The sequence below is a fragment of the Algisphaera agarilytica genome, assembly GCF_014207595.1.
Taxonomy (GTDB): Bacteria; Planctomycetota; Phycisphaerae; order Phycisphaerales; family Phycisphaeraceae; genus Algisphaera; species Algisphaera agarilytica.
On the sequence record NZ_JACHGY010000001.1, the window covers coordinates 3,047,009 to 3,071,736 of the forward strand.

General features: G+C 63.3%; 19 protein-coding genes and 1 tRNA gene. 5 read left to right on the forward strand and 15 right to left on the reverse strand.

Going from position 1 to position 24,728, the window contains the following annotated elements; translation table 11 throughout:
* Positions 1 to 22 precede the first annotated feature (22 nt).
* The gene (locus HNQ40_RS13130) at positions 23 to 979 is read right to left on the reverse strand and encodes a glycosyltransferase (RefSeq protein ID WP_184678280.1); all 957 of its coding nucleotides are present in this window, start codon (positions 977 to 979) and stop codon (positions 23 to 25) included.
* A 48-nt stretch (positions 980 to 1,027) separates the two neighbouring features.
* Between HNQ40_RS13130 and HNQ40_RS13135 the strand changes: the two genes are divergently transcribed.
* Complete coding sequence (locus HNQ40_RS13135; protein ID WP_184678281.1) at positions 1,028 to 2,215, forward strand: glycosyltransferase; 1,188 nt, start codon at positions 1,028 to 1,030, stop codon at positions 2,213 to 2,215.
* Positions 2,216 to 2,266: 51 nt separating this feature from the next.
* On the opposite strand, the gene HNQ40_RS13140 is transcribed toward HNQ40_RS13135, so the two are convergent.
* The 8 genes from HNQ40_RS13140 to HNQ40_RS13175 form a co-directional block, all read right to left on the reverse strand.
* On the reverse strand, positions 2,267 to 3,418 hold the full coding sequence (locus HNQ40_RS13140; RefSeq protein WP_184678282.1) for a glycosyltransferase family 4 protein: 1,152 nt from the start codon (positions 3,416 to 3,418) through the stop codon (positions 2,267 to 2,269).
* A 19-nt stretch (positions 3,419 to 3,437) separates the two neighbouring features.
* Positions 3,438 to 4,613 (reverse strand): glycosyltransferase, encoded by a 1,176-nt coding sequence (locus HNQ40_RS13145; protein WP_184678283.1) that lies wholly within the window; start codon positions 4,611 to 4,613, stop codon positions 3,438 to 3,440.
* 61 nt (positions 4,614 to 4,674) lie between these two features.
* Positions 4,675 to 5,622, reverse strand: coding sequence for a hypothetical protein (locus tag HNQ40_RS13150; protein ID WP_184678284.1), 948 nt, complete (start codon positions 5,620 to 5,622; stop codon positions 4,675 to 4,677).
* Positions 5,623 to 5,667: 45 nt separating this feature from the next.
* On the reverse strand, positions 5,668 to 7,053 hold the full coding sequence (locus HNQ40_RS13155) for a hypothetical protein (protein WP_184678285.1): 1,386 nt from the start codon (positions 7,051 to 7,053) through the stop codon (positions 5,668 to 5,670).
* Positions 7,046 to 7,681 (reverse strand): WcaF family extracellular polysaccharide biosynthesis acetyltransferase, encoded by a 636-nt coding sequence (locus tag HNQ40_RS13160; protein ID WP_184678286.1) that lies wholly within the window; start codon positions 7,679 to 7,681, stop codon positions 7,046 to 7,048. Before HNQ40_RS13160 ends, HNQ40_RS13155 begins: the two co-directional genes overlap by 8 nt.
* A gap of 3 nt (positions 7,682 to 7,684) precedes the next feature.
* The gene (locus HNQ40_RS13165; RefSeq protein ID WP_184678287.1) at positions 7,685 to 8,731 is read right to left on the reverse strand and encodes a glycosyltransferase family 2 protein; all 1,047 of its coding nucleotides are present in this window, start codon (positions 8,729 to 8,731) and stop codon (positions 7,685 to 7,687) included.
* A gap of 48 nt (positions 8,732 to 8,779) precedes the next feature.
* A complete protein-coding gene (locus tag HNQ40_RS13170; RefSeq protein ID WP_184678288.1) occupies positions 8,780 to 10,207 on the reverse strand; it encodes a glycosyltransferase family 87 protein in 1,428 nt (475 codons plus the stop codon).
* A gap of 235 nt (positions 10,208 to 10,442) precedes the next feature.
* Positions 10,443 to 10,515 (reverse strand) — tRNA-Ala (locus HNQ40_RS13175).
* A 411-nt stretch (positions 10,516 to 10,926) separates the two neighbouring features.
* Between HNQ40_RS13175 and pilM the strand changes: the two genes are divergently transcribed.
* The 3 genes from pilM (at position 10,927) to HNQ40_RS13190 (ending at position 16,805) form a co-directional block, all read left to right on the forward strand.
* A complete protein-coding gene (gene pilM, locus HNQ40_RS13180; protein ID WP_184678289.1) occupies positions 10,927 to 13,110 on the forward strand; it encodes a type IV pilus assembly protein PilM in 2,184 nt (727 codons plus the stop codon).
* On the forward strand, positions 13,107 to 14,648 hold the full coding sequence (locus tag HNQ40_RS13185) for a hypothetical protein (protein WP_184678290.1): 1,542 nt from the start codon (positions 13,107 to 13,109) through the stop codon (positions 14,646 to 14,648). The genes pilM and HNQ40_RS13185 overlap by 4 nt, the downstream gene beginning before the upstream one ends.
* Positions 14,649 to 14,750: 102 nt before the next feature.
* Complete coding sequence (locus HNQ40_RS13190) at positions 14,751 to 16,805, forward strand: hypothetical protein (RefSeq protein WP_184678291.1); 2,055 nt, start codon at positions 14,751 to 14,753, stop codon at positions 16,803 to 16,805.
* Positions 16,806 to 16,875: 70 nt separating this feature from the next.
* On the opposite strand, the gene HNQ40_RS13195 is transcribed toward HNQ40_RS13190, so the two are convergent.
* The 3 genes from HNQ40_RS13195 to HNQ40_RS13205 all read right to left on the reverse strand — a co-directional run bounded on the left by HNQ40_RS13195 (position 16,876) and on the right by HNQ40_RS13205 (position 19,882).
* Positions 16,876 to 17,517: a hypothetical protein gene (locus HNQ40_RS13195; protein WP_184678292.1), complete on the reverse strand. Its 642-nt coding sequence runs from the start codon at positions 17,515 to 17,517 to the stop codon at positions 16,876 to 16,878.
* Positions 17,518 to 17,585: 68 nt separating this feature from the next.
* Positions 17,586 to 18,578: a CNNM domain-containing protein gene (locus tag HNQ40_RS13200; RefSeq protein ID WP_184678293.1), complete on the reverse strand. Its 993-nt coding sequence runs from the start codon at positions 18,576 to 18,578 to the stop codon at positions 17,586 to 17,588.
* On the reverse strand, positions 18,575 to 19,882 hold the full coding sequence (locus HNQ40_RS13205; protein ID WP_184678294.1) for a hemolysin family protein: 1,308 nt from the start codon (positions 19,880 to 19,882) through the stop codon (positions 18,575 to 18,577). The genes HNQ40_RS13200 and HNQ40_RS13205 overlap by 4 nt, the downstream gene beginning before the upstream one ends.
* A gap of 241 nt (positions 19,883 to 20,123) precedes the next feature.
* On the opposite strand from HNQ40_RS13205, the gene pdxA reads away from it, so the two are divergent.
* On the forward strand, positions 20,124 to 21,239 hold the full coding sequence (gene pdxA, locus HNQ40_RS13210) for a 4-hydroxythreonine-4-phosphate dehydrogenase PdxA (RefSeq protein WP_184678295.1): 1,116 nt from the start codon (positions 20,124 to 20,126) through the stop codon (positions 21,237 to 21,239).
* 135 nt (positions 21,240 to 21,374) lie between these two features.
* Here pdxA and HNQ40_RS13215 read toward each other — a convergent pair whose 3' ends face one another.
* The 3 genes from HNQ40_RS13215 to HNQ40_RS13225 all read right to left on the reverse strand — a co-directional run bounded on the left by HNQ40_RS13215 (position 21,375) and on the right by HNQ40_RS13225 (position 24,605).
* Positions 21,375 to 22,379: a WG repeat-containing protein gene (locus HNQ40_RS13215; protein ID WP_221435528.1), complete on the reverse strand. Its 1,005-nt coding sequence runs from the start codon at positions 22,377 to 22,379 to the stop codon at positions 21,375 to 21,377.
* A 166-nt stretch (positions 22,380 to 22,545) separates the two neighbouring features.
* Positions 22,546 to 23,919 carry a prenyltransferase/squalene oxidase repeat-containing protein gene (locus HNQ40_RS13220; protein ID WP_184678297.1) on the reverse strand — a complete coding sequence of 458 codons (1,374 nt, stop codon included), beginning with the start codon at positions 23,917 to 23,919 and terminating at the stop codon, positions 22,546 to 22,548.
* Positions 23,920 to 23,957: 38 nt separating this feature from the next.
* A complete protein-coding gene (locus HNQ40_RS13225) occupies positions 23,958 to 24,605 on the reverse strand; it encodes a hypothetical protein (RefSeq protein ID WP_184678298.1) in 648 nt (215 codons plus the stop codon).
* Positions 24,606 to 24,728 lie beyond the last annotated feature (123 nt).

A 24,728-nucleotide genomic window follows, 5' to 3' on the forward strand; every position in this document is an offset into this window, starting at 1 on the left:
GAATTGAAAGAAACGGTCGGCACTATTGCCGTTCGCTTTCGGCACCCCACCGGCTCCGGATCATGCCCCAGAACCGGTTGTAGTGCACGAAGGTGGCGACGACAAAAACTTTCAACAGGGCCAGCCATCCATGCGTCCGCCATACCGGCGATCGGTAGGCCCGCCCGAACATGTAGAAGGGCGGCAGCAAGGTGCGGGCGACGGTTTTCCAGAAGTGGAAGGTGAAGGGGCGGTACTTGCGGCCCTGGCTGATGCGGGTGTCCATGCGTCCGCCCGCGTGGCGGCGGGCCTGGCGGAGCAGGTCTTCCAGCGTGAATCTTGCGGGGTGGAGTACCAGCACATCGTCGACAAACGAAAAGGTTCGGTCGGCTTCGTTGAGCCGGTTGCCCCATTCTTTGTCGCCACCGGATTTGAGTTGGTCGTCGAACATGCCGTGACGATCCATTTCCTGACGCCGGGTGATCATGTTGGCGGTGGCGGCAAAGTCGAAGACTTCGATGTTGCTCTTCTGGTTCAGGCCGAAAATCATGTCGAACAGCTCGACGCCCCGCGGAGACTCGGGTTCTTTTGGGAACAGATCGATCCGGCCGCCTAGATACCCGAGGGCCGGATTATCGAGCAGAAACTTGATGCCATGTTCCAGCCACGAGGGATCGGGGATGCAATCCGAGTCGGTGAACGCGAGCAGCTTGGAGGTGGTGGCGTTGATCCCCGCGTTGCGGGCGGCGTACGACCCCACCTTGGTTTCCTTGATGATCCGGGCGAAGGGGAAGCGTTCGACGATCTCGGGCTTCCAGTCGCTGGAGCCGTTATCCACGACCACCACTTCGAAGCAATCCGCAGGAAGGGTCTGGGCCGCGAGGGCGTCGAGGCACAATTCGAGCCGTCCCCAATCGTTGAAGTGGGGGATGATCACCGCAATTTCAGGAGCTTCTTGAGTCGTGATCGAGGCTCCTTCGTCGGTTTGCGTTTGGGCCATGTGCTTCGCCTTCTCCGGGCTCGGTAAGATATTATAATTCGCCAAAACATGCGAAATCTTCTTTTCTACGAACCCGAGTACACCGGCCACCACTACCCCTACCTGGCTCGGATGATCCCGGGCTTTGTCCATCCGGAGATCAACATCGTCTTGGCGACCACGCCCGAGGGGGCCGCTTCGGATCACTACCAGCGGTTTCTCGCGCCCCTGGCCGAGCACTTCACGCTTGTGACCGATTGCCAACGGCTCGGCGACACGCCGTACAAGATCGCGGCCAACCGTCTCAAGGAGATCAAGCGGCTGCAGCAACGACACCAGTCGGATCACGTGTTCGTGGCCTATGCGGACGGGGTCTGGCAGGTCCAGGCGGTGCGCTCTTTGCTGCCGTGGGAAAGCACGAAGCGTTCCTACACGCTCGAGGGCATTCTCTACCGCGGTGAGTTCAGCTACCCCAACAACCATTCCCGTTCGGCGAAGCTCAAGCGGTACCTCTTCCGCCGGGTGTTGGCCAAGGGCATGTACGATCGGCTGCACCTCGATGACGAATTCCTCCACGAGTTCGCCACCTCCATCAAGCCGAACCGGCAGACCCAACTCGAGCTGGCGGTGAACCCCGTCGAGTTTTTCGAGATCGATCGGGCACAGGCACGGCAACGCCTCGGGCTCCCCGCGGAAGGGCGGATCGTCTCGCTCTCGGGGGTGATCGATAACCGGAAAGGCGCGGACCTGTTGGTCCGTGCGTTCATCTCGGCTTTGGAGCAGGGGCTGGAAGACACCTCGTTGCTGTTGGCGGGCCCGCACTACGACGACATCAAGGCGGTGATCCAGCAGCCCGAGATTCAACGGTATTTCGACTCCGGCCAGATCATTTCCCTTGATCGTTTGCTGGACGAGCAGGACATGTTCAGTGCCGCAGCGGCGGGTGATTTGGTCGCTGCGCCGTATCCCAACCACTCGGGGCGTTCGAGCATCATCCTCTGGGCCGCGGCGGCGGGCACGCCCGTGCTGGCGACCGACCGGGGGTGCATTGGTCATGTGGTCGAAACCGAGAGCCTCGGCAAAATATGCGATGTCGCGGATCTCGAAGGATTCACCAAGACCCTGCTCGCGAGCTTGGACGAGCCGTGGTCGGACGCCGATCGCGAACGGGTGATTGGTTATGCCCAGCGCCACTCGGTGGAGAACTACCGCACGCTGAACGCGAAGCTGATCTTGTCGCAGCTCGACGCAAGTTGACCGACCCAACCGCGTGGGGGTTGCTGTTGTGTTGCCCGCCCGTGCTTGGATTTACTGGCCGTGAATGGCGCGGGTGATCCCCGACACCATGTTGGGGAGGTTGTAGTCGTTGCGGGCGGTGCTCAGGGCGTTGCGTGACAGCGCTTCGAGCTGAGCCGGGTCTTGCAGAACCTCGTCGAGGGCTTGGGCCAACCCTTCGGCGGACTGGTCGGCAAAGGTCTTGCCGTTCACGCCATCGGCGATCGCTTCGAATTCCGGGTTCTGGATGTCGGCGTTGTCGCCGGTGATGACCGGGAGGCCGTAGCCCATGGCGTGGTGCACGCTCAGCCCGATGTTGGAGGGGTAGCAGAAGACTTTGGCGGTCAGGAACCAGGGCGCGATGTCGTCCTCACCGTAGATCGCGCCGGGGAAGATGACGCGGTCGGCGATGCCCAGCTCTTTGGCGAGTTGTTGCAGCCGAGTGGCTTCGTCGTTGACCTTGCCGATGAGGTGGGCACGCAGGTTGGGTCGGCTTTCGGAAAGCGACGCGATGGCGTGAAGCAGCAGATCGACACGGTTGGCCGGGTCGAAACGTGAGACGTAGAGCATCGTGTCTGCGTCGTCGGGGAGGCCTTGTTCTTGGCGGAAAGTATCTAGGCGAGCGGGATCGGATTGCCAAGCCTGGCGTGCGGCCTGGATCGGTTCCTGGTCCAGGCAGTTGGGGGCGACAAAGACGTTGTCGGGGTCGACGCCGTCGGCGATGTAGCGGTCGGCCACGGTCTTTGAATAGAACAGGATGCCGTCCGCCATCAGGCCGACCCGACGCCGGAGTTTCGCGCGGCGGGGGGATTCGTTCTTGGAGTAGCCGTGGCCCCAGACCACGGTGCGGACACCGTTTTTGCGTGCCTTGCGTGCGGCCAGGGGCAGGCTCAGCCACCGGCTGTTCCAGACCGTGATCAGCACGTCGGCGTGTTTCGGGTCGGCGTACTTGAGCTGTGCGGGCTGCCAGACAAACGGTCGGCGTTTGCCGATGCCGACGTGGGCGTGGGGCTCGAACGAACCTTCGAAGCCGTCGGGCTCGACGTTGGGGATCCCGGGGTCCTGGCCGTAGACAACCTTGAGGTCGATCCCGGGCTGCTTGGCCAGCAGGCGGTACACCGGCACGCGGTACTTGGCCAGCGAGGGCTGGATGATGACGACTCGGGTTGGCGAAGAAGTAGTCAAGGGACGATGGCTTTCGAGTTTAGTCGTCGGGGTTGGGGGTGAGCTGGCCGTAGACGTCGATCCACCGGCGGCCGATGTTCTTCCAGTCGAAGTGTTCGAGCGTCGTCGATCGGGCGCGACGCCCAACGTCGGCCAGGTCGTCTCGGCGGATGGTCTGATCAAGGCTCTGGCGGAGCTGATCGACGTCCTGGACGGTGATGGTACCGAGCTCGTTCGATTCGACATAGCTGGCCAGGTTCACGTGTTCGGAGATCACCAGCGGAAGGCCCGCGGCGCCGGCCTCGGCGACGACGATGCCGAAGTTTTCCTGGTAGCTGGGCAGCACGAAGAACGACGCGTCGACCATCGCTTCGATCCGCTCGGCTCCGCGCTGCATGCCCACAAAGAACATCTCTTCGTCTTCCACCATGCCCAGCGATTTCGTCAGTGCTTGCAGCGATTCGAGGTAGGCATCGTTCTCCGGCGGGCCCGCGACCACCAGACGCCAGTCGGGGTGTTGCTCGCGGAGCTGGGCGAACGCGGGCAGGAGCAGTTCCAGCCCTTTCTTGTGGTGCAGCCGAGACAGGAACAGGGCGTAGGGCTTGTCGCCGAGCTTGGGGTAGCGGGCGCGGAAACGCCCCGCGTCGGGGAGCGGATCGAATTCATCGAGGTCGAGTCCCAGGGGCACGACCATCGGCTTGCCGGGGTAGCCGAATCGACCGACGCTTTCGCGTTCCTCATCGGTGGTGAAGTGGAACGCGTCGACGTGTTTGAGGTGTTTGCGGAGTCGCCAGGCGAGGTAGATCTGTTTCTTGAGCTTGCTTTGTTCGAGGCTCCAGCGATCGAGCATGCCGTGGGGGGAAAGCATCGCAGGGCGGCCGAGCTCTCGCGCCAGTTTGAACGCCAGGTGTAACGGTTCTTCCCACAAACCGTGGACGTGGACGACATCGTGGGCGGGGATCTGCTGTCGCAGGGTGGGCTCAAGATCGGGGTGGCGACGGAGCGAGCCGGAGGTGGGGCCGAGCAGTGTGACATCGACCCCTTGCTCGGTGAGAAAGGGCGCGAAGGTCTCCACGCCGTCCTCGGCGTACGTCGCGACCACGCTGACCTTGATCCCGGCCTGGGCCTGGGCGGAGGCCATTCCGGACAGGGCCGCGGAGGTGCCGCCGGCCAGGATGTCCAGCGTCGGGATGACGTGCAGGGCTTTGAGACTCATGGGGTCCCCTCGTTCTCGGTGGGTTGGGCATTCAGACCGGTGGCCTGATCGGATACGAAACTCATTGTGGGTTCAGCCAACGATTCAGCTTGTTGGCTTGCCAGATCTCATGATTCAGTTGTGCGGCGACGCTGTAACCCTGGGCCAGTTTCTCTTGGGCGATCGCGGGGGTCAGCTTGCGTTCGGTGAAGAGCTGGATGACCTCGCCGTGGCTGTGGGCGTCGCGTTCCATCCCGCGAGCATCTGCGTGGCGGGTGGGGTCGCTGCGTTCCCAGAAGGACTCCACGCTGATCATCGGCCAGTTGTGGAGGTGGGGTTTGTTGGTATCGGGTCGGGCTTCGACGTAGACCCGCACGCCGCTGTCGCGGAGGTCGCGGATGAATCGGAAGCCCGGGTGGTTTTCGGGCAGGTCGGCTGATGAGTCCACCGCGATCGACATACCCGCGGCGAGGGGTAACGCCACGCTGGCCCAGGCGCGTGCCTGATAGCCTTCTTCGTCGCTCGCGTCTTTCAACGCTTCAAACCCGGGGGCTTCGTCCAGGCGTCCGAGGTAGCAGATCACCTCGACCGGATCGCCTCCCGACCACCGACCTTCCACCACTGGTTTCCACGCTTCGACAAACCCCTCGACCAGCCAATCGTGGCCCTGCTCGTCAGCGTTGAGCGAACCGTCGAAGGCCATCGTGTTGTTTGGCAGCTCGTGTCCGAAGGGGTTGTGCAGCAGCACACGGCGGATTCCGCCTTCCAGCCCGGGCCTGACGCGCATGAATACGAACTTCCCCCAGCCGCTTTGTCGCAGGTCCCAGCCGACGTATCGGTCCTCGGGGGTGGCGCTCGATCCGCCGATGAGGAACCAGGAGACGACGTGCTTCTCGGGGCTTGTCGTGATTGTCGCTTCGACGGGTTCGTCCGCGCTGAGGGTGCAGCAGAGACTCAACGCCACGACGCAAGCAACGCCTTGAATCCAATAGCGCAGGGTCGAATAGCGTTGCGTAGATGGATTAGTCATAGGGTCAACCCGCCACTGCCATCAACGATCCGTGCGGCGCAGGCGCTAGCCCGCACCTCCCACCGGGGTGGGGTTGAGCGTGGTTTGTGAGACAGGGGTGAGGGAGTTCCGCATGAACATACGGCTGAGGAACAAGCAGAAGTAGATGCCCACCAATCCGCCCACGATATTGATCGTGAAGACCGTGAGGTCGCCGCGTGGGAATGCGATGATGTGGCCCGAGACCGAGGTCACGAAGGCGACCATGAAGAAGTTTTTGGGGTAGCCCGAAAGCTGGTCGTCGACCCAGCGCAAGAAGGTTCCGATCAGGAGTGGGTACAGCCACACGGCGATCCAGAACACATCCTGCACCACGTGCGCAACGATGCCGGGCCCCCAGTTGATGTAACCGAAACTCCATTGGCCGAGATCGCGTGGGAAGGTCTGCCCCAGGGCCTCGGGCTTGTCGGGCCAGACGGCGCGGGGCACGGGGTTCACGGCGACGGCCATGAGCGAGTGCAGCGGCCGACGCTCCCACGTGGGGTCGTACAGGAACAGCTCTGCCGCACCTACCGAAATCGACGCGGTGTCCCCGCCCAGCAGCCCGGAGCTCAGCATGATGTCGGGCCTCGTGGAGCGCTGGACCGTCATCCGGACGTTCTCCACGATGTTGCGGGCTTGTTCTGACCGGCTGGTCATCATGACGTTGCCGACCCGGTGGCGGATGCCCGAGTAGCCGCCGAGCAGCTGGCCGACGATGAGGCCGGCGGCCAGGGTCGTCAGGACGATGCGGTAGCGGAAGGTGAACGGCTGGGCGCGCGTCCAGTAGATGATGATCACGATTGCCAGAAGCAGCGACAGGAGCGGGCGTCGCCCCGTGGTGCCGATCATGCTCAGCAGCAGCGACATCGCAAACGAGGAGCAGGCCAGCCCCGCCCACAACGGGTTGGATTTGTCTTGAATCCAGCGGTAAAAGCACAGCGCGGCGACGCCGATCGACAGCGGTTGGCCGCAGAGGTAGCCGAACTGAGCGATGCCTGGCAGTTGAACCAGCACCAGGCCGCCGAAGAAGGAAAAGAACAGCCCCAGCAGGATAAACAGGCTAAACCCGGGGGACCCGGTCGCGGGCACACTCTTAAACGTCAGGTATTTCCACGGCACCCAGCGGGGGTTTTTGTATGACAGCACCAGCACGCCAAAAAACACCCAGCTCAAGACGATGTAAGCCATGACGGCACGCGGCGTGAAGTCCGCGTACCGGGCCATCTGAAACTGGTCCCAATACGTGGCGGCCTGGATCGAAGAGACGCCCATGAAGTTCATGTAACCGAGCATGAACAGGTTCTTGGACGTGACCAGGTGTTCCTTCATCTTCAGATAAGGAACGATGATCCACCACAGCGACACGAGTATCGTGACGACACCGTGCCAGATGAGTAAATCTTTATACATGATCGGAGTCCTCCTCAGGCGCCGGCGATGCGGGGCGAGATGCGAGCCGCTTTGCAGGATTGCCGCCGTAGATACTCCAGGAATCCATGTCTTTAAATGCGCAACCGCGAGCCCCGAGTATAGCACCTTTGCCTATCTTCACCCCCGGCCCGACAAACGCGTCGGCCGCGATCCAGGCGTCGTTCTCGATCGTGATGGGGGGCTTGATCAGCGGGAAGTCGGGCTTGGTGTAGTCGTGGGTACCCGCACAGAGGTGGACGTGCTGGCTGACGGTGACGCGGTCACCAATCGTGATACGGCCCAGGGCGTAGAGGTTCGCAAAATCACCGACCACGGAGTTGGCTCCGAGCGTGATGTTCCAGGGGCACTCGATCCGCACGGAGGGGCGGATGCGTGCGGCGGGATCGACGGTGGCTCCGAACCGACGTAGGACCCATCGGCGGTAGCCGTAGCTGCTGTGCCAGCTCCAGCGCCAGACGGTCGCTTGCACAAACCACCACAGCACCCGGCCGATCTTCTGGCGGGTGGTCCACGGGCTGATGTGGCGGTCGTCCACGGTCGCGGCGGGTGACGCTTCGGCGGGCGTATCTGGGGCGCTGGCGGAGGCTGGATCGGCGTGGGTCGTCATGGATCAGGCGGAGTCGGAGGCGTTGCGGGGCGCGGGTTCGCTCTGCTTGGCGAGGGTCATGCTTTCGTAGGCGGCCAGGAGGCGGGCCAACTGGAGCCCCAAGTTTCCCTCACGAAAGCCCTGACGCAACCCAAAGTGGTACCAGAATCGCAGCGTGGGGCGGAAAGGGAGGGATTTTGCGGCCTTTTTCATCCAGCGCCGGCGTTGTTGGGGGCTTCCCCAGAACGTGGCGGGGATCCCATCATCCACGCCCGACCGGGCCACGGCCGCTTCCCAGGAGCTGTAGCGGTTGTGTTTGGCCACCCATTCGGTGAAATCCGCGATCTCGTAGTGCAGCAGATCGTGGTCCAAAAAACCCGCTTCACCGGCCTCAGGGGCCAATTTGACGTGTTCGTGGACCTCCATGTCCCCCGATCCGGTGTCCCCGGCCGAGGTCAGCCGCTCGAAACGGCCCAGGGCGTGCTTGAATAGACGCAGGTTCCACGCGGGGTAGTAGCCGCCGTAGCGGACCCATCGGCCGTGGAAGATGAACCGGCGGTTGATCCAGAACGCCTGCCCGCCCCCGGGCTGATTGGGCTGGGATTTGCCGGTGACGATCTCGGCGATCTGTGACGCGAGGGGAGCGACCACGTGCTCGTCGCCGTCCATCAGCAGGACCCACTCGTTCCGGAGCGGGGCGTGGTCGAGGGCCCAGTTACGCTTCTTGGGCCAGCCGGTGGGGGAGTGCTTGGCGTAGTCGAAGTGGACCACCTCGGCACCGAAGGCCTGGGCGATCGGCACGGTCGCGTCCGTCGAGCCCGAATCGATCACCATCACCTGCTCCGCCCAGCGGAGGCGTCGCAGGCATTCCGGCAGGTCTTCCTGCTCGTTCTTCACCGACACCAGCACGGTGACGGGCACGGAACCGACCACGGGCCAGTCGCCGTTTTGCCCGGAGATGTCGTCGGGGCCGGGCGGGGCGGTGGCGTCCAGACGCTGGGCCCATGCGTCGGCCTCCGCGTGCCGGGGCAGCGGTTCAACGGCGGGCGGATTGGCGGAAGCGTCGGTCATGAAAGCAGGCTTAGGACGCAGATGCTACGAGTGCGCAGTGTATCGAGTTCATCCCCGGGGCAGGGGCGTTCGTCGGAACAGCCGAACGCCCAACGCCACGGCCAAGACCAGCAGGGCCACGTTGTGGTGGGGCAGCAGCCAGGCCTGCCACAGCCACGACTCGGTGAGGCCGGTGGGGATCATGCCCTTCCGCGCGAACGTGACTAACATGGACGGCCCGGGCACCATGAACGTGGCCATACACACCACCATCACCCACGCCCAGAGGTCCTTGCGACAGACCGCAAGACGACGCCAAACCCACAACGCGGGCAACACCAGCAGCACCGCGTCGTAGGTACGGTGGTAGTCCACGAGCAGGGTGAGTGCCACGCCCAGCGACAGGGCCAGCAACAGGAAATCATCGGTTTCCCAACGGTTCTTGGACGATGAGGAATCGCGTGTTTTCTGTGGAGCCGTAGAGGAAAGCTTCCACACGCAAGCGGCACCGCAAACGGCCGCCGCCAGCAGCACCACTTTCCCAAGCACGTGGATCGGCCCGGCACCATCCAGCCACAGCCGGTGCAGCCAAGGCTCAAGGTTGATCATCTGATAGGTGAGCGGGTTTTCCGTGGTAGGCAGGGCCTGTCCTGATTGAGTGAAGAACGTGAGTTGGTCACGCCAGTGTTGCAGCCAATCCGGGCTGCCCGTCTGAATCCAAACCATCGAGACCACCGCGATCCCGATCGCCCAGCCCAGCGACCACAACGCCACACGCCAGCGCGGCGTCGCCAGCAGCAGCATCGCCAACACAACCACCAGCTGCGGCTTGATCGCTCCGCCCACCGCCAGCATCAGCCCAAGCCCCGCCGTCTTCAAACTCATCCACGGCCACTGCCCCAGCTCACCCCGCCCGCGCCAGGGCGCCAGCACCGGCAGCATCAACGCCAACGGCACCACCGACAGCTGCCCAAACGCCACCGACGTGTGTAACGCCGAGCAGGCCAACCAAAGCCCGACGGCCATCACCGCAGGCCACCAAGGCTCGGGGCTCGCCGAATCCTCGGCATCCGCGCCACGCCGCGGCCGGTGTCGGACCAGCCAAACCGCGACCGCCGCCGTGGCTAGCAAGTTGCATCCCACCCAAATCGTCTTCGCCGCCGACCATTGCAGCATGCCCAACGGCGAGAGCAACGCGTAGGTGAACGGCGGGTACAGCAGGTTGAATTTCACCGGGTCACGCTCGCGCCCGGTCCCCCCGGCCTCGCGAAACGCATCGTAAGTCTCCTCGAACAGGTAGGGGTCTTGCCCCTCAACGAGTCGCAGCGCCCCCGCGTAAAGCATCGTGAAGTCCCAAGACCCCTCCAGCCCCCGCATCACCCCACGCGTGGTGAACATCCCCGCACCGATGATCAGCACCACAATCGATAACGCCATCCAACCCCGGCGGGGCCGGGCGGAAGGGCGGTCGGTTTGCGGGTCTTGGTTCGAGGCCATGTCATCTCATCGGACGGATCAGACAGAAGGCATGTATCCCATCGTCACGCAGATCAGGCCGGGCATGAAGGTGTGGTGGACAAAGGCCGGGCTCAATAGCCGGGCGAGTCTCCGGATATGGGTCTTACGACAGGCCCTGAATCGGGTTCGAAAGGGGGGTTGGCCCGAGGCCGCTTGGGGGCATGATCCGGTGGATCGCCGTAAGCGGACGACTTATCGGAAATGAGTCATGAAATGGAGCCGATGGGGATCGAACCCACAACCTCTGCATTGCGAACACAGCGCTCTCCCAATTGAGCTACGGCCCCGTTCAGGGCCGCGTATTCTCTCCTTAGCCCGCCGTGAGGTCAAATCCACCGGGGCACAGGCCGCGCGATCCTTCAGCGGGTTGGGGTCGTATGGATAACTGATGCTCGGACGTTACGAAAGTTCTTGACCTTCGTGCTCTGCACGGGTTTAATAAGAATGAAGATGGCATTGAGCATCCGACGGGCACAGGCCGACATCCGTTATCCCCTTTTGCGCCTGGCCGCCCCCATCCCGATCAACATTATGGTGTAATACCCATGCGCTCTCCTTTTGCGGGGAGTGCCTTCAAGTACCTCTGTTCGGCGATCGTGCCGAACGACTGACACTGTGTTGTTGAGGTTTACGCAACACAACGTCTCAGGCCACCAGCATCCACACGGATCAGGCATTCAGTTCAGGAGATTTCAGACATGGCCAAGAAGAACGAAGCTTGGGGCATCGACGTCGGAGCCAACGCGATCAAAGCGGTGAAGCTGATCCGCAATGGCGACGACGTCCAGGTCGATGACTTTGCCGTCCTCCCGTTCAAGCAGGTCCTCACCACGCCCGACCTCGACGTCGACCAAGCCATTCAGGTTCAGCTCGAGACGCTGATCCAGAAGCACGAGATGGAAAAGACCCGCGTGGTCGTGTCCGTGCCGGGCAACATGGCCTTCGCCCGCTTCGCCAAGCTCCCGCCCGTCGAGCCGAAGAAGATCCCCGACATCGTCAAGTTCGAGGCCCAGCAGCAGATCCCGTTCCCGATCGAGCAGGTCGAATGGGACTACCAGGTCTTCCAGCAAGACGACTCGCCGGACGTCGAAGTCGGCATCTTCGCCATCACCAAAGAACGCGTGATGGGCTACCTCAACAACTACCGCACGGTCGATATGAAGGTCGACTCGCTGACCCTCTCGCCGCTGGCGGTCTACAACACGTTCAACTACGAGTCGCCCGAGGGTGAAGGTGCCATCTACATGGACATCGGCACCGTCTCGACCGACGTGATCATCGTCGAAGACGGCGGCATCTGGCTCCGCACGCTACCCATCGGCGGCAACAACTTCACCGAAGCCCTGGTCAAGCAGTTCAAGATCAGCTTCCCCAAGGCCGAGAAGCTCAAGCGCGAAGCCGCGACCAGCAAGTACGCCAAGCAGATCTTCCAGGCGATGCGTGCGGTGTTTGCCGACCTGGTTCAGGAAGTGCAGCGTTCGCTGGGCTTCTACCAGTCACTCAACCGCGACTCGAACCTGACCAAGCTCGTGGGCGTGGGCTCGACCTTCCGCCTGCCGGGCCTGCAGAAGTTCCTGAAGCAGCAGCTGCAACTCGACGTCGTCCGCCCCGATGGCTTCGACCGCATCTCGGTGCTGGACGGCAAGCGTGAGTCGGAGTTCTCCAACCACGCCCTGAACATGGCCACGGCCGTGGGCCTAGGCCTGCAGGGGCTGGGGCTCGAAAAAGTTTCCGCCAACATCCTACCCAGCCACGTGCTCGCGGCGCGGATGTGGAAGGCCAAGCAGCCCTGGATCGCCGCGAGCGCCGCGTGCTTCGTGGTGGCGGCGGGCCTGGTGGGTGTCAAGCACTTCACCGACGCCGCGACCGTGGACTCGAACCTGAAGGCGATGAATGCGGCGGTGGGTCCGGTGATCAACGAGGCGAACGGTTACGTGTCGCAATGGTCCGAGATGCAGCAAGAATCAGACCCCCGGCAATTCATCAAGAACCTGCGCCGCACCCTGGATCACCGCAACATCTGGCCCGGCATCCTCGAAGACATCAGCTTGGCCACTTTGGCGATGGAACCGCAGCCCGAACTGCTCTCCAACGATTACGAGAAATACGGATCGATCCCGCGTGATCAGCGTCGCAAGGTCTACATCGAATCGATCGTGCCCCGTTACGAAGTGATGCTCGCCGACGGCAGCCCCGCGCCTCCGGGGCTGGGCGACATGGCAAGCAAGACGTTTACCGCGGAAGAATTCTTCGGTGAAGAATCCGGGCCTAGTTTCGTGGTGACCCTGACTGGTAGTACGCCTTTGGCAACCGCCGATGCTGAGCTCAACGCCAAGCTGGTGCAGTGGTTCCGGGATAATGCCGATCGCGAAGATCGTCCGTACCGATTCGTATTCGCCGACAACACCAACCCGATCAAGTCGCTGCGCAAGGTTGCGGTCGACCCGTCAACTTCGAGGCCGGGGGCGACAGGCGGCGGCTTCGGCGGAAATCCCTACGGCGGTGGTGGTTTCGGGGGTGACCCGTATAGCGGCGGCGGCTTCGGGGGTGACCCATACAGCGGTGGTGGCTTCGGCGGCGGCTTCGGCGGCGGCTTCGGCGGCTCTCGCCCTGGCGGTGCCCGCGCCGGCAGTATCTCAGAGTTGATTCCGTTGCGGCCGTTTACGGAAGAGTCCCGAGCGTTTGATCGCGAATTTGTGATCGAATTTACGGTCGAGTTGAAATCGCCCCTGGCGGCTCGCCCCAAAGTTGATGACACGCCTTCTCGGCCGGCATCGCCGGTGGAAGATGGCGATGCAGCCGCCAGCCCGTCTGCGGAATCTCCCGCTGCCGTCAATGAATCTCTTGCCCAAAGTCAGCCCCAAACGGAGGCCAATCCATGAAAAACGTTATCGCCTGGATGAAAACGAATCCCATTTCCGTCGCATCTTTTGTGCTGATGGTCGCATCGGTGGGAGCGATCGCGTACTTCATGTTTGTCGCCAACCCGGCGTTGCAGGCAAGCGCTGAAAAACCTGCAAACCAGAAGCTCAACCAGATCAAAGCGCTGATGCGTCAGAGTGTCGATGTGCCCCCGAGTAACGCCGACGACCCGCCCGAGTCGCGCAGCGTCACGATCACACCTGCGGTGATTGAGGTGCTCGATGGTATCTACACGGACCTGAATCGCGAGTCGGAAGACATCTTCGCCGCGGCCCTCGGGATCAATAAAGTCGGACACAGCGAGATGCTGCCCGGCCTGTTCCCGGATACCCCAAATGACAAGAAATTCCGTGCCCAGACCGTCTACGGTCAACTGCTCAGCGCGATGATGGGCACTCAGCAATGGTCTCAGGAGGTTGCCCAGAACACCGGCATCGCCATGCCCTACCTGAATGCGCAGCCGCCACTTAGTCCCGAGTACATCCAATCGTTCTTGGCTGAAAAGGTCGACGCGTTGGCAAGAGAGAACAGCCTCGGCGGAGCGCTCAGCGAAGCCAAGGTTCTTCAGCAACAGAAGGAACAGCAGCGTGAGCTGATCAATGAACTGCTCGTGCATGCTCAGGGAATCAACATTTATGCCGACCCCGAATTGGGCAACATGTTGACCCCCAACCCCGCCTTCCCTCTTCAGATCGCTTCGCTGGGTTCCTCGGCCGAGTCGCCGACGCCAAGTCAGCTCTGGGAAGGTCAACTCGAGTTGTGGATCCTGCAAGACATCGTTCAGGCAATCTTTATCGCCAATGATGTGGCTAATCAGCGTAAGCACTTCAACGCCGAGGGGAAAGAGGTTCCTTCAAGCGTTCTAAACGCTCCGGTTAAGAGATTGATCCGTGCGGAAGTGATCCCCGGATACGTCGGGCTCCACGACATCGGGGGTATTCAAAACACCGCAGGCTTCACTAATACTAGCTCCGCAAAGTCGAAGGCGGGTGTGGGTGGTGCCGCAGGTTACCCCCCGCCCGCGGGGGGGATGACTGATAAGCCCCGTGAGACGAAAATCTCGGAGAACTTCGCCTTTGGGCCTACCGGCCGATCCTCCAATGGCCTCTACGATGTTCGCCACGCCCGCGTGATCGCTCATGTTGATTATCAACGCTTGCCGGAATTTCTTAATTCGATCGCAAGGGTCAATCTGATGACCGTCTTGAACGTCAACGTGCAGGCTGTGGATGAATACGAACTGCTTCATGAGTTGTATATGTACGGCCAAGGCGATGTGGTCGAGGTGGAGTTGATTATCGAGTCGCTCTGGCTTCGTGAATGGACCGCCGAGTTGATGCCGGAGGACACGAAGCGTTACGTGGGGCTGCTTGAGCCCGCCGAAGGTACGGGTGTCCCGGGCTTCCCCGGTGGCGGCAACCCCTACGGTGGTGATCCCTACGGCGGCGGAGGCTACGGCGGCGATCCCTACGGCGGTAATCCTTACGGCGGCTATTAACCTCTTGCCCATGACGAATCAGGCGATGATTCACCCTCGTTTATTTTGAATCAGAAAATCCTTTAGCCCACCGCTGCGGCGGAATTGAAAGCAGGCTGAATTATGAAGAGCAAAGACCTCGGTTTCTTCCAACAACACGTCGAAAAAATCGCCATCGGTGTCGGGGGCTTGGTGCTAGTCGGCGTTGGTGCAACCCAGTTTCTTCTGGGCGAGCCCAACGCGATTGAGGTCGATAAGAAAACGATCGCACCGGGCGCGATCGAAGAGACGGTAGTACGTCAAGCCGATCAACTCAAGAATCAACTCGGTCGTCCGAGCCCGATCGCGCCTTTCGATGTGCCCGCCTACGCGGAATTCTTCAAGAAACTGTACGGCCTGCCCGTCGCCCCAGATCAGCAACTTGCCGCTATCGATGACACGGGGCTAGCTCAAACGTGGGTGACGGTTAAGACACCCGATTATGAATACAAGCACCTTCCGACCCCGCCGATCGCCGTGGATGTCTTGGCGAAAAGTGGTCACGGCGTGCTCGAAAACGACGGCACTGAAGGGTATTTCGCTCTGCAGCAACTCATCGGCGATACCCGTCCGGCCGACTTCAATTATGTTTCGGTCAGCGGGGTATTCCCGCTCAAGGACTTGATTGAACGGTATGAGTCCACCGACCACCCGGTCGAACAACGTATCGATGAGGGGCTTTGGCGTGAACGCCTGGCGGTGACTTCGGTACAACTGCTCCGTGAAGAGTTGGACCCGGTTACGGGAGAGTGGGGCGGCCAGACCATTATCAACCCCTTGCCCGGGAATTATGCGGTCCTCCCCTCTGAACAACCGGTTTTGAGCTTTGAAGAATCTCAGGCTCTCGAAGCAGAGATTCGCCAAAATCAGGCTGAGATCGTTCGCGCTTCATTCCCGACCATCAGCAACGGCCCGTGGACTCCGCCAGACATCGGCAACCGGGTCTACACCTCCGAAGAGCTCGCGCGGCGGGATGAGATCGAGAGGAAATTAAAGACTCTCAACCGGAGGCTTGATAGCCTTACCGGTCGGGAGCAGCGAGAGGAACGAAGTTCCGACCGCCGTTCGCGTCGTCAAACCGGAGCCGATTCCTTGGGTGATCCCTACGGTGGCGGTGGATTCGGCGACCCCTACGGTGGTGGTGGCGGCGCTACCCGTGATCGTGGTAGCCGAGGAAACAGCGAACGCGAAGCTGAGCGTGAGCGAGTCCGCGCGGAGAGAAACGCGGAAAAAGCCGCGGAAATTCAGCAAGAGATCTTCGATTTACAAGTCGAACTCAATGAGTTGATGGGGATCGAAGATGACGATGCCCTGCAGACCCCGGGTCTGCCCGGTGGCGGCGGCGACCCCTACGGTGGTGGCTTTGGTGGCGACCCCTACGGTGGTGGCTTTGGCGGCGACCCCTACGGCGGTGGTTATGGAGGAGATCCTTACGGCGGTGGCTTCGGCGGCGATCCCTACGGCGGCAGTCCCTACGGTGGCCCAGCGGCAACTCCACGTAGCAGCCCCCGTGCATCCGCAGCGAGCGACAACCCCGACGAGCTGAAGGTCTGGGCCCACGACCTGACCGTCGAGCCCGGCAAGACCTACCGATACAAGGTGCTTGTCTCGGTCATGAACCCGCTGTACCGCTTCCCGCGCCTCAACGCCGATCAACTCGCGGATAACCGCAACCGCATCTCGCTTGGCCCGAGCCAAGAAGAGATCGATGCTGCGGAGTGGTCGCTCTCGGCCGAGGTGGAGCTTGATCCCAAGTACTACTTCTTCGTGGACAGCGCCAACAAGGACCAGAAGCGGGCCGACATCGAGGTCTGGACCGTGTACGACGGCATGTGGCGTAAGAACGAGTTCGTCGAGTTCCCCGGCAACGAGGTCGGTGGCAACGCCGAAATCGACGGCCTGGACACCGGCGGTCAGGGCATCCCCATGAACGTCGGCCCGATCGTCCTCGACGTCGATTCCATCACCAACGACCGTGGCCAGGGCGAAGTGCGTGTCCTGCTGCTCGACCCCGAGACCAACCGGATCATCACCCGGCTGGTCAACGAGGACAAGAACAGCGACGACCGTAAGCGCCTCGAGCTCGAAGCCGACAAGCAGGCCAAGCTCGCGGCCAGCCGGCTGAGCGAAGCCCGCTAAGCGGGTTTACGGCAGCCGATTACATTCCGATTCTCAACACGCCGACGCGTCCAACGCGTCGGCGTTTTTTTTATACCCCGCGCACCCCAAAAACCGCTGCGGCGCACCAGCCGTTGCCGATCCGGTCGGTGATCGGGAAGCCGCGCACCGCGGGCGGCCCGACGGGATACCCCTTGTCGATGCACCGGGTGTGCCACGCGGCGAGGTCGTGCTCGGCCACTTCCTGATTCGCGGTGAACAAGATCAGCAGCAACCCGCCAAACCGGATGACCCCGTCGGACCAGATTTTCTTGACGTCCTTGGTCACCGGCTGCAACAACTCCGATGAGTACCGGCGGAACGGCCCCGACGTTTCGAACTGGGCAACGGTCTTGATCTCCAGCCAGTAGGCCTGGTCGGCGTCGGTGGCGGGTTGGCCGCCGAACAGCGTGCCCTTGACGTCGGGGTCGCGTAGCGGAAGCCCGTCGGGGGTGAGCACCACGTCGCATCGCAGCCCCTCGGCCTTGGATTTCTTGTGCCAGTGCCCGGGATAACGCTGTTCGGGCCACACCCCAAACCCCACCCGGGTGAAGGCCTGCTGCACCACGGGGTGGAGGCCGAGTTCATCCCGCGCATCGAAGCCGTACACCGATTGCTCCGCGTCGTCGTCGGCCGACTGGGCCCGGAGCCCGGCCTCCACCACATCCGCCAAATCGGGGACCGACCACCTCAAGCGATTCGCCTTGTTGTCGTGGAGGTTCGGCCGATGACTCGCATGGTCTCAGGATAGCGTATGCCGCTTTACCAGTTGCGTAGGTCGCCGGTGATCGGCTCGACCAGGTCTTTCACCGTGACCACGCCGACGGGGCGCTGTGCATCGGCGACCACCGCGATCGCGATGCTGTGGGTCTGCAGGTGCTGCAACGCCTGACGCAGCGGCATCTCAGGCGTCAGCGTGTAGGGCTCGGTCATGAGTTCACGGATCGGGGGGCAGTCGGCCTGGCCGTGCAGCAACGCGTCGAACACGTCGATCAGGCCCACCACTTTGCCCTGCGCATCGGTGACGGGGTAACGGGATCGGCTGCTGCGTTGGGCCAGCTCCCAAAGCCGACTCGGCGGGTCGTTGACCTTGACCGACAACACGTCCCCCCAGGCAACCATCTCCTGCCGCACGGTTCGGCCGCCTAGGCGCAGCACGCGGTCGACGATGGCCGACTGCTCGTCGCTGAGGATGCCGTGGCCCACGCCCTCGCGGACGAGCATCTCCACACGTTTGCGTGGCGGGAACCCGCGGTCCTTGCCGGGCTGGCCCAGCATCTTCAACACCCCGGCGCTGAACAGTCCGATGAGCGGGACCAACCCCGTGATCGTGAACAGCCAGCGCGACCCGGTCAGCACGGGCGTGAGCGGGGGCATCAGCCGATCACTGTGGGCCGCCATCGTGTCTTTGGGCAGCGTCTCGCCGAAGACGAAAAGCAGGGGGGTGACGATCAGCGTGTTGAGCACGATCGACTGCCACTCGGACAGGGCCATCGACTCGAGGATCACCGCCAGGCCTGCGGTACCGAGGTAGTTGGCCACGTTGTTGCCGACCAGCAGCGTCGCCAGAAGCGTTGCCGGCTTGTCCACGAGCCGGCGTAAGGCCAACGCCGTGCGTTGCCCGCGGTCGGCCAGCACCTGGAGGCGGACCCGGTTGAGCGTGTACGCCCCGGTCTCCATGCCCGAGTACACCGCCGAGCCGATGAAGCCCGCGAGCATGACGCCGATCCAGAAAAGCGTTTCGCCGGTCGTCACGCCTCACCCCCCTCGGCTTCGGCGACGGACTGGTCGATCGAGTCGCTGTCGCGCAGCTCGATGATGACGGTCTCGATGCGGTGGCCATCCATGTGATCCACGGCGAGGTGGACATTGCCCAGCGTCACCTCATCGCCGATGTCGGGGATTTTGCCGAGCTTGGCCATGATCAGGCCGCCGATGGTGCTCGCCGAGGCGAGGGTGCGGGCCGCTTCCACCTGCTGGTGCTTGCCAAAGACGTCCGCCCATTCGTGGACCGACAGGTCCGCGTCCACCCGCCAGCGGTTGGTGTCGATCATCTCGACCTCGACCTCGCCGCTCTGTTCGTAAGCCCCGGGGATGTTGCCGACCAGGTGCTCGACGAGGTCTTCGAGGGTGATCAGCCCGGCGGTCCCGCCGTATTCGTCGACGGCGAGCGCGAAGGTGGTGCCGGTGCGCCGGAGCTCGATGAGCGTCTGGTCGGCCCGCTGGAGTTCGGGCAGGAATTTCACCGGCCGGATCAACGGCTTGAGGTCCTCGGCCGACTGCGGCAGGGCGAGCATGGCCTGCCGGGAGTAGACCATGCCCACGACGTTGTCGAGGCTGTCGCGATACACCGGTATGTGACGCAGCCGGGTCCGGCGGATCAGGGACATCAACTCTGCCGGCGAGTGGTCCAAGTCAAACGCCTGCACATCCACGCGGGGCACCATCAGGTTGCGGACCTTGAGCTGGCTCAGTTCGAGGACCTGTTCGAGGACGCGCTGCTCGCCGTGGTCGATGACGCCGTGGTGTCGGCTGAGCCGGAGCATCGCCTCGAACTCGTCCGGCGTGAGGTCGGGCGACGGCGCGGGCGGCGTGAGCAGGCGTGAGAGCGGCGTGATGACCAACGCCGAGGCGGACACGCGGATCGGCGCGAGCACGCGGTGGACCACAAACAACGGCAGGGCGGTCAGCGTGGCGAAGCGGTCGGGCAGCCGGGACGCGACGAGCTTGGGCATGACCTCGCCCAGCAGCACGATCGCGAGCAGCGGGGCGATCGAAAGCGCGGCCAACCCTATGCCGGTGGCCATGTCCAAGGCGCTGAGTTTGATCAGCAGCTGGGCGCTGACCACGAAGTACAGCACGTTGACCGTCATGTTGCCCAGCAGCAGCGTGATGAGCAGCCCGCGGGTCTCGGCGATCAGCTTCAGGATCGTGCGGGCGGTGAGCGACTCGCTGCGGGCGAGCCGTGAACGCTGGTGCCGGGTCAGGCTGAACAGTGCGGTTTCGCTGCCGCTGAAAAAGCCGCTGGCGAACAGCAGCAACACGAGGAGCAGGAGCATGAGAAGGATCGAGGGCGGCATCGTCTGGCGTGAAGTATCGTCGGGTGGAGACGCGGCGACAAGCGGACACACGTTGGTTGGTTTTGCTCCCTCTCCCTCCGGGAGAGGGTTGGGGTGAGGGCACTAGACCCGTGACACACTTGGGGCGTTGGTGGACTTACGTTCCCCCTCCGACCGGCTACGCCGGCCACCTCCCCCGGCGGGAGAGGGGTTTATCCTCCCAACCTGCTAAAATCATCCAATGGCCAAGACCCGTTCCAACCTGCCCCAGCCACTGGGCCGCAAGCCCGTCATCGGCATCACCATGGGTGAGCCTGGCGGCATCGGTCCGGAGGTCGTGGTCAAGGCCCTGGCCGACCCCGAGATCCGCAAGCTCGCCCGCTTTGTGATCTACGGCATGAACGAGCTCATGAGCTACGCGGCCGACCTCGGCGAGATCGAGCCGTATTGGCACCGCCTGCAGCACGACTCGCCCCGGGCGGATTTCGGCCTGGTCCACGACGTGGTGGTGCTGGATTACGACGAGTATTCGATGCTGAGCGTCCGCGACAACGGGCCATCCAAGCTCGGCGGGCAGGCCTCGGCCCGTTTCCTCGACGACGCGATCGCCGCCGCCAACCGTCCGATCGACGACGCGGGGATCGACGCCATCGTCACCGCCCCGATCTGCAAAGAATCGTGGAAGCTCGCGGGTGTGCCGTTCCCCGGGCACACCGAGTACCTACAGAAGCGCTGCAAGTCCAAACGCGTGGCGATGATGTTCCACGCCCCGCCCGCTCCAGGCACACCCTCCGCCAGCGAGCGGGCCGACGCGCTCAACGTGGTGCTCGCCACGATCCACCTGCCGCTCATGGATGTCCGCCACGTGCTGACCATCGGCTGCGTCTTCGACCCGATCGACCTGGGACACCAGGCGCTCGTCCGCATGGGGATCGAGAACCCGAAGATCGCCGTGTGCGGCCTGAACCCCCACGCCGGGGAGAACGGCTTGTTCGGCGACGAGGAAACGCGTCTCATCACCCCCGCGATCCAGATGGCCCACCAGGCCGGCATCGACGCCCACGGCCCGTTCCCCGCCGACACGATCTTCACCCCCCGCATGCGATCCAAGTACGACCTGATCGTCGCGATGTATCACGACCAGGGCCTGATCCCGGTGAAGATGCTGGCGTTCGACGACGCGGTCAATGTGACGCTCGGATTACCGATCATCCGCACCAGCGTCGACCACGGCACGGCCTTCGACCTCGTTGGCAAGAACCAAGCGAACCCGGGCTCGATGAAGTCGGCGATCCGCTTGGCCGTGCAGATGGCCAGTGGCGAAGCGGCCTCGGGCAAGCAACGCGCGGCGGTGTGACGCTGCCTTGCTCCCTCTCCCGTCGGGAGAGGGTTGGGGTGAGGGCACTAGACCCATGACACGCATGGGGCGTGGATGGACTCACGTTCCCCCTCCGACCGGCTGCGCCGGCCACCTCCCCCGGCGGGGGAGGGGTTAGGGCCGAATTGGCTTGGGCCAGACGACTTTGCCGGTCGCGTTGATGTATTTCTTTTGGCCGTCGATCTCGACCGAGGCGAGGCCGTGCTCGTGGGGCCAGGCTTCGTCGAACTTGGGGTCGATGACGTATTGGCCATCGGGGTTGATGTAGCCCCAAGCGACGCCGTTGTGGGCGGGGGCCAGGCCTTCGGAGAAGGGGCGGGCCTGGGCGTACTTGGCCTGGATCTCGAAGATCCCCTTGCGGTTGATGTAGCCCCACTGGTCGTCTTTCTTCGCGGCGCAGAGCCCTTGGCTGAAGATGCCGACGCCGTCGAAGTCGGGGCGGATGCGGAGCTTACCTTCCGTGTCGATGAAGCCCCATTCCTTCTTGACCAAGACCCCGGCGAAACCTTCGCTGAAGTCGTTCACGGCGTGGTACTCCGGCTCGATGACGACTTCGCCTTCACCGTCGATGAACCCGAAGCGGTTGCCGTTGCGGTTGGCGAACCAGGCTAACCCGTTGTGGAAGTCGCCGACCAGGGCGTAGCCGTCTTCGCCGTCGAAGCGGGGGAGGATGGCCCACTCGCCTTCGGTGTCGAGGAAGCCCCACACGTTACGTTCGTTGCGCACCGCCGCGAGCCCACCCCAGAACGGCCGGGCCGCCAAGTCGTTGCTCACGTCCGGGGCCACGATGAACCGGGCGGCGATGGCCCACTGATCATTCGCATCGATGTAGCCCGCCAGCCCTTCGAACTCGACCAGGCCTCGCCCGTTGAGGAACAGGTCGGCGTGGTCGTACTTCGGCGGGATGACGATCTTCGCGTCGGAGTCCAGGTAGCCCCACTTGCCGGTCTGGGCGTCCTGGAAGGGGAAGAACTCGGACTTCTCGATGGGCGGGATCGGGTCGGGGCGGTTAAGGATGAAATACGCCGCGATCGCGGTGACCACGAACGAGACGCCCAGGGTCAGGACGACGGAACTGGATTTCTTCGCGGACTCGGCCATGCCGTGGTTATCGGTCATTCCGAGGGATTGGCTCGATTCAAACCCCTCCCCGACGGGGGAGGTGGCCGGCGTAGCCGGTCGGAGGGGGAAGGTGAGTCCGCCTGTGGCTCGGAGCGTGTCACGGGTCTTGTGCCCTCACCCCAACCCTCTCCCGGGGGGAGAGGGAGCCAAGACCATCCGTCGCTCAGTTCGCCGCTTCCATCAGCGCGGTCAGCGAATAGGCCGTGACGAGGTTCGCATCGGTCTCCATCCAGCGCTTCTCGGTGTTCACGAACGAGCCGTCAGGCTGTTGCAACTCGACGAGCTTGGCGATCAGGGCGTTGGCCCAGTCGATCTGCTGCGTCGACTCGGTCAGGGCAACGTTGATCTCGCCGTTGTCACGAGCGGGCCCGCCGTCAATCGCGGTTTCGAGGTCGATGGTGACTTGGTAACCCTTGTTTTGCTGAGCGATCCGCGCTTGTTGGAGGGCGTGCGCGGTGGCGCGTTGGCCGACGTGCAGGACCGCGGTGGGGGTCTGGCCCCGGGCGTTGAGGTAGGTGCTGCCGTAGGCACCCAGCGCCCGGGCGTGGGTCATGTAGTAGTAGTACAGGCCCTGGTATTTCACCGACTCGGGCATGCCGGGGTTTTGGTCGAGGGTGTAGTTGTTCTCGATCCAGTCGAGCGCGGCGACGACGCGCGGGTCGTCACGTTCGAGGTCGGCATAGAGGAAGCTCTTGAACGCGGCATAGGTGATGCTGCCGTAGCCCCGCAGCCCGGACACGGCCCGCCCGGCCTTGGCCTCGTCGACCTGCTCGGGGTTGGCGTAGCTGACGGGGATATGCTTGTTGTCCTTGTTGACCGAGGTGGCGTAGATCACGCCGCCGTCGTTAACGATCGTGCCTTCGGGGAAGAAGTCGTTGGACTCGATGCCCTGGCAGCGGGAGATGAAGGTCAGCGCCGCTTGGAAGGCGGGGTCGTTGCAATCGACGCCCGAGTCGTAGAGGCCTTGGAGCAGGAGCTGGGTGTTGCTCATATCGGGTCGGCCGTTGTTGCCGTAGCCCGCGCCGCCCATGTAGGGGTGGTCGGCGGTGATGGTCTCGCCGTCGGGTGTGACGTCACCCACGGTCCACTGCAGGCCCTTGAGAAACCCCTGAGCGTTGCGCACGACCTGGGCGACCTCGGGGTCGTTGTCGATACGCGCCAGGGCCGAGAGGCAGATGGCGGTGTTGTAGTTGGCGAGGATGCCGTCGGGCGAATCGCGGATCGAGCCGTCGGGCTGGACGCGGTCGAGGATGTACTCGAGCGCCTTGGCGATGGTGGGGTCGGTCGCGTCGAGGTCGGGCTGGTCGAGCATGACCGCGACGATGAGGCCGGTGACGGCCGGGCCGGGGTCGGGGGTCCAGCTGCCGTCGGCGTTCTGCGTGGAGCGGAGGAAGTCGAGCCCCTGGTCGATCGCCACACGGGCCTTGGCCTGGTGCTCGGCGTCGAGGGCGTGGATGTTGGGGGCCGTGGCCGTGGTCAACAGCAGCGCGAAACCCGCGGCAATGACGGGCGAAAACTTCCGGATGAACTTGGGCATGGGGCACTCCTTGGGCTACGGAAGTCTACGCCTGACAATCAGAGCGAGTTCTCCCACGGGTCGTCGTCGTACGGCCGTGTGGGTTGGCTGGGTGTGCCGTGTTGATGCATGGGGGCAAAGGCTTGGTTGCCGTACACGGGGTCGATCTGGGTCAGGGCTTTCTTGAGCGAGAGGATGCACCACACCAGGCTGGCCTCGATCAGCAGGAGCAAGCCCAGGCTGCACACATCGATCAGGCCCATCCTGAGCATCACCACCACCCAGGCGATGGTCAGGGCCCCGTGCACGATCGCCGCGCCGATCGCCAACCCGAGAGCGGCCAAAGTCGGCCCGCGTCGTCCTTGCCTCACCCCGAATCCCAACACGAGCATGACCACCGCGGGCACCACCAGCAGGACCGTGACCACGACGCCCACCGTGGCCAGGTAGGGCTGAGACGCGCCGATCTGATCCCACAACTCCGGCGGAATGTCTTCAGAGCCGGCCGACTGCTTGAGTTCATCTAAGGGCATCACGCCCATGGAACCCATCACGCAGGCGCAGCAGGTCGAGCTAATCAGCAACAGCGCGGCACTGATCCACACCGCCAGTGATGCAGTGACCCCGGCCCGATTCTGCGGGGCACCGGGGATCCCGGGATAGTTGGCGTAGGGATCGGGCGGCAGAGGTGGGGGGGCCATGGACATGCCCCGATGATATCGCATCGCGATCTGGAGTCGGGGGCGATTGTCTTTACTCCCTCTCCCTCCGGGAGAGGGTTGGGGTAAGGGCAATAGACCCGTGACACACTTGGAGCGTAGGTGGACTCA

What these genes read in the sequence shown, in the direction of transcription:
- HNQ40_RS13130 (WP_184678280.1), bottom strand. Translation starts at nt 979, where the DNA reads ATGGCCCAAACGCAAACCGACGAAGGAGCCTCGATCACGACTCAAGAA.
- HNQ40_RS13135 (WP_184678281.1), top strand. Translation starts at nt 1,028, where the DNA reads ATGCGAAATCTTCTTTTCTACGAACCCGAGTACACCGGCCACCACTAC.
- HNQ40_RS13145 (WP_184678283.1), bottom strand. Translation starts at nt 4,613, where the DNA reads ATGAGTCTCAAAGCCCTGCACGTCATCCCGACGCTGGACATCCTGGCC.
- HNQ40_RS13150 (WP_184678284.1), bottom strand. Translation starts at nt 5,622, where the DNA reads ATGACTAATCCATCTACGCAACGCTATTCGACCCTGCGCTATTGGATT.
- HNQ40_RS13155 (WP_184678285.1), bottom strand. Translation starts at nt 7,053, where the DNA reads ATGTATAAAGATTTACTCATCTGGCACGGTGTCGTCACGATACTCGTG.
- HNQ40_RS13160 (WP_184678286.1), bottom strand. Translation starts at nt 7,681, where the DNA reads ATGACGACCCACGCCGATCCAGCCTCCGCCAGCGCCCCAGATACGCCC.
- HNQ40_RS13165 (WP_184678287.1), bottom strand. Translation starts at nt 8,731, where the DNA reads ATGACCGACGCTTCCGCCAATCCGCCCGCCGTTGAACCGCTGCCCCGG.
- HNQ40_RS13170 (WP_184678288.1), bottom strand. Translation starts at nt 10,207, where the DNA reads ATGGCCTCGAACCAAGACCCGCAAACCGACCGCCCTTCCGCCCGGCCC.
- pilM (WP_184678289.1), top strand. Translation starts at nt 10,927, where the DNA reads ATGGCCAAGAAGAACGAAGCTTGGGGCATCGACGTCGGAGCCAACGCG.
- HNQ40_RS13185 (WP_184678290.1), top strand. Translation starts at nt 13,107, where the DNA reads ATGAAAAACGTTATCGCCTGGATGAAAACGAATCCCATTTCCGTCGCA.
- HNQ40_RS13190 (WP_184678291.1), top strand. Translation starts at nt 14,751, where the DNA reads ATGAAGAGCAAAGACCTCGGTTTCTTCCAACAACACGTCGAAAAAATC.
- HNQ40_RS13205 (WP_184678294.1), bottom strand. Translation starts at nt 19,882, where the DNA reads ATGCTCCTGCTCCTCGTGTTGCTGCTGTTCGCCAGCGGCTTTTTCAGC.
- pdxA (WP_184678295.1), top strand. Translation starts at nt 20,124, where the DNA reads ATGGCCAAGACCCGTTCCAACCTGCCCCAGCCACTGGGCCGCAAGCCC.
- HNQ40_RS13215 (WP_221435528.1), bottom strand. Translation starts at nt 22,379, where the DNA reads ATGACCGATAACCACGGCATGGCCGAGTCCGCGAAGAAATCCAGTTCC.
- HNQ40_RS13220 (WP_184678297.1), bottom strand. Translation starts at nt 23,919, where the DNA reads ATGCCCAAGTTCATCCGGAAGTTTTCGCCCGTCATTGCCGCGGGTTTC.
- HNQ40_RS13225 (WP_184678298.1), bottom strand. Translation starts at nt 24,605, where the DNA reads ATGTCCATGGCCCCCCCACCTCTGCCGCCCGATCCCTACGCCAACTAT.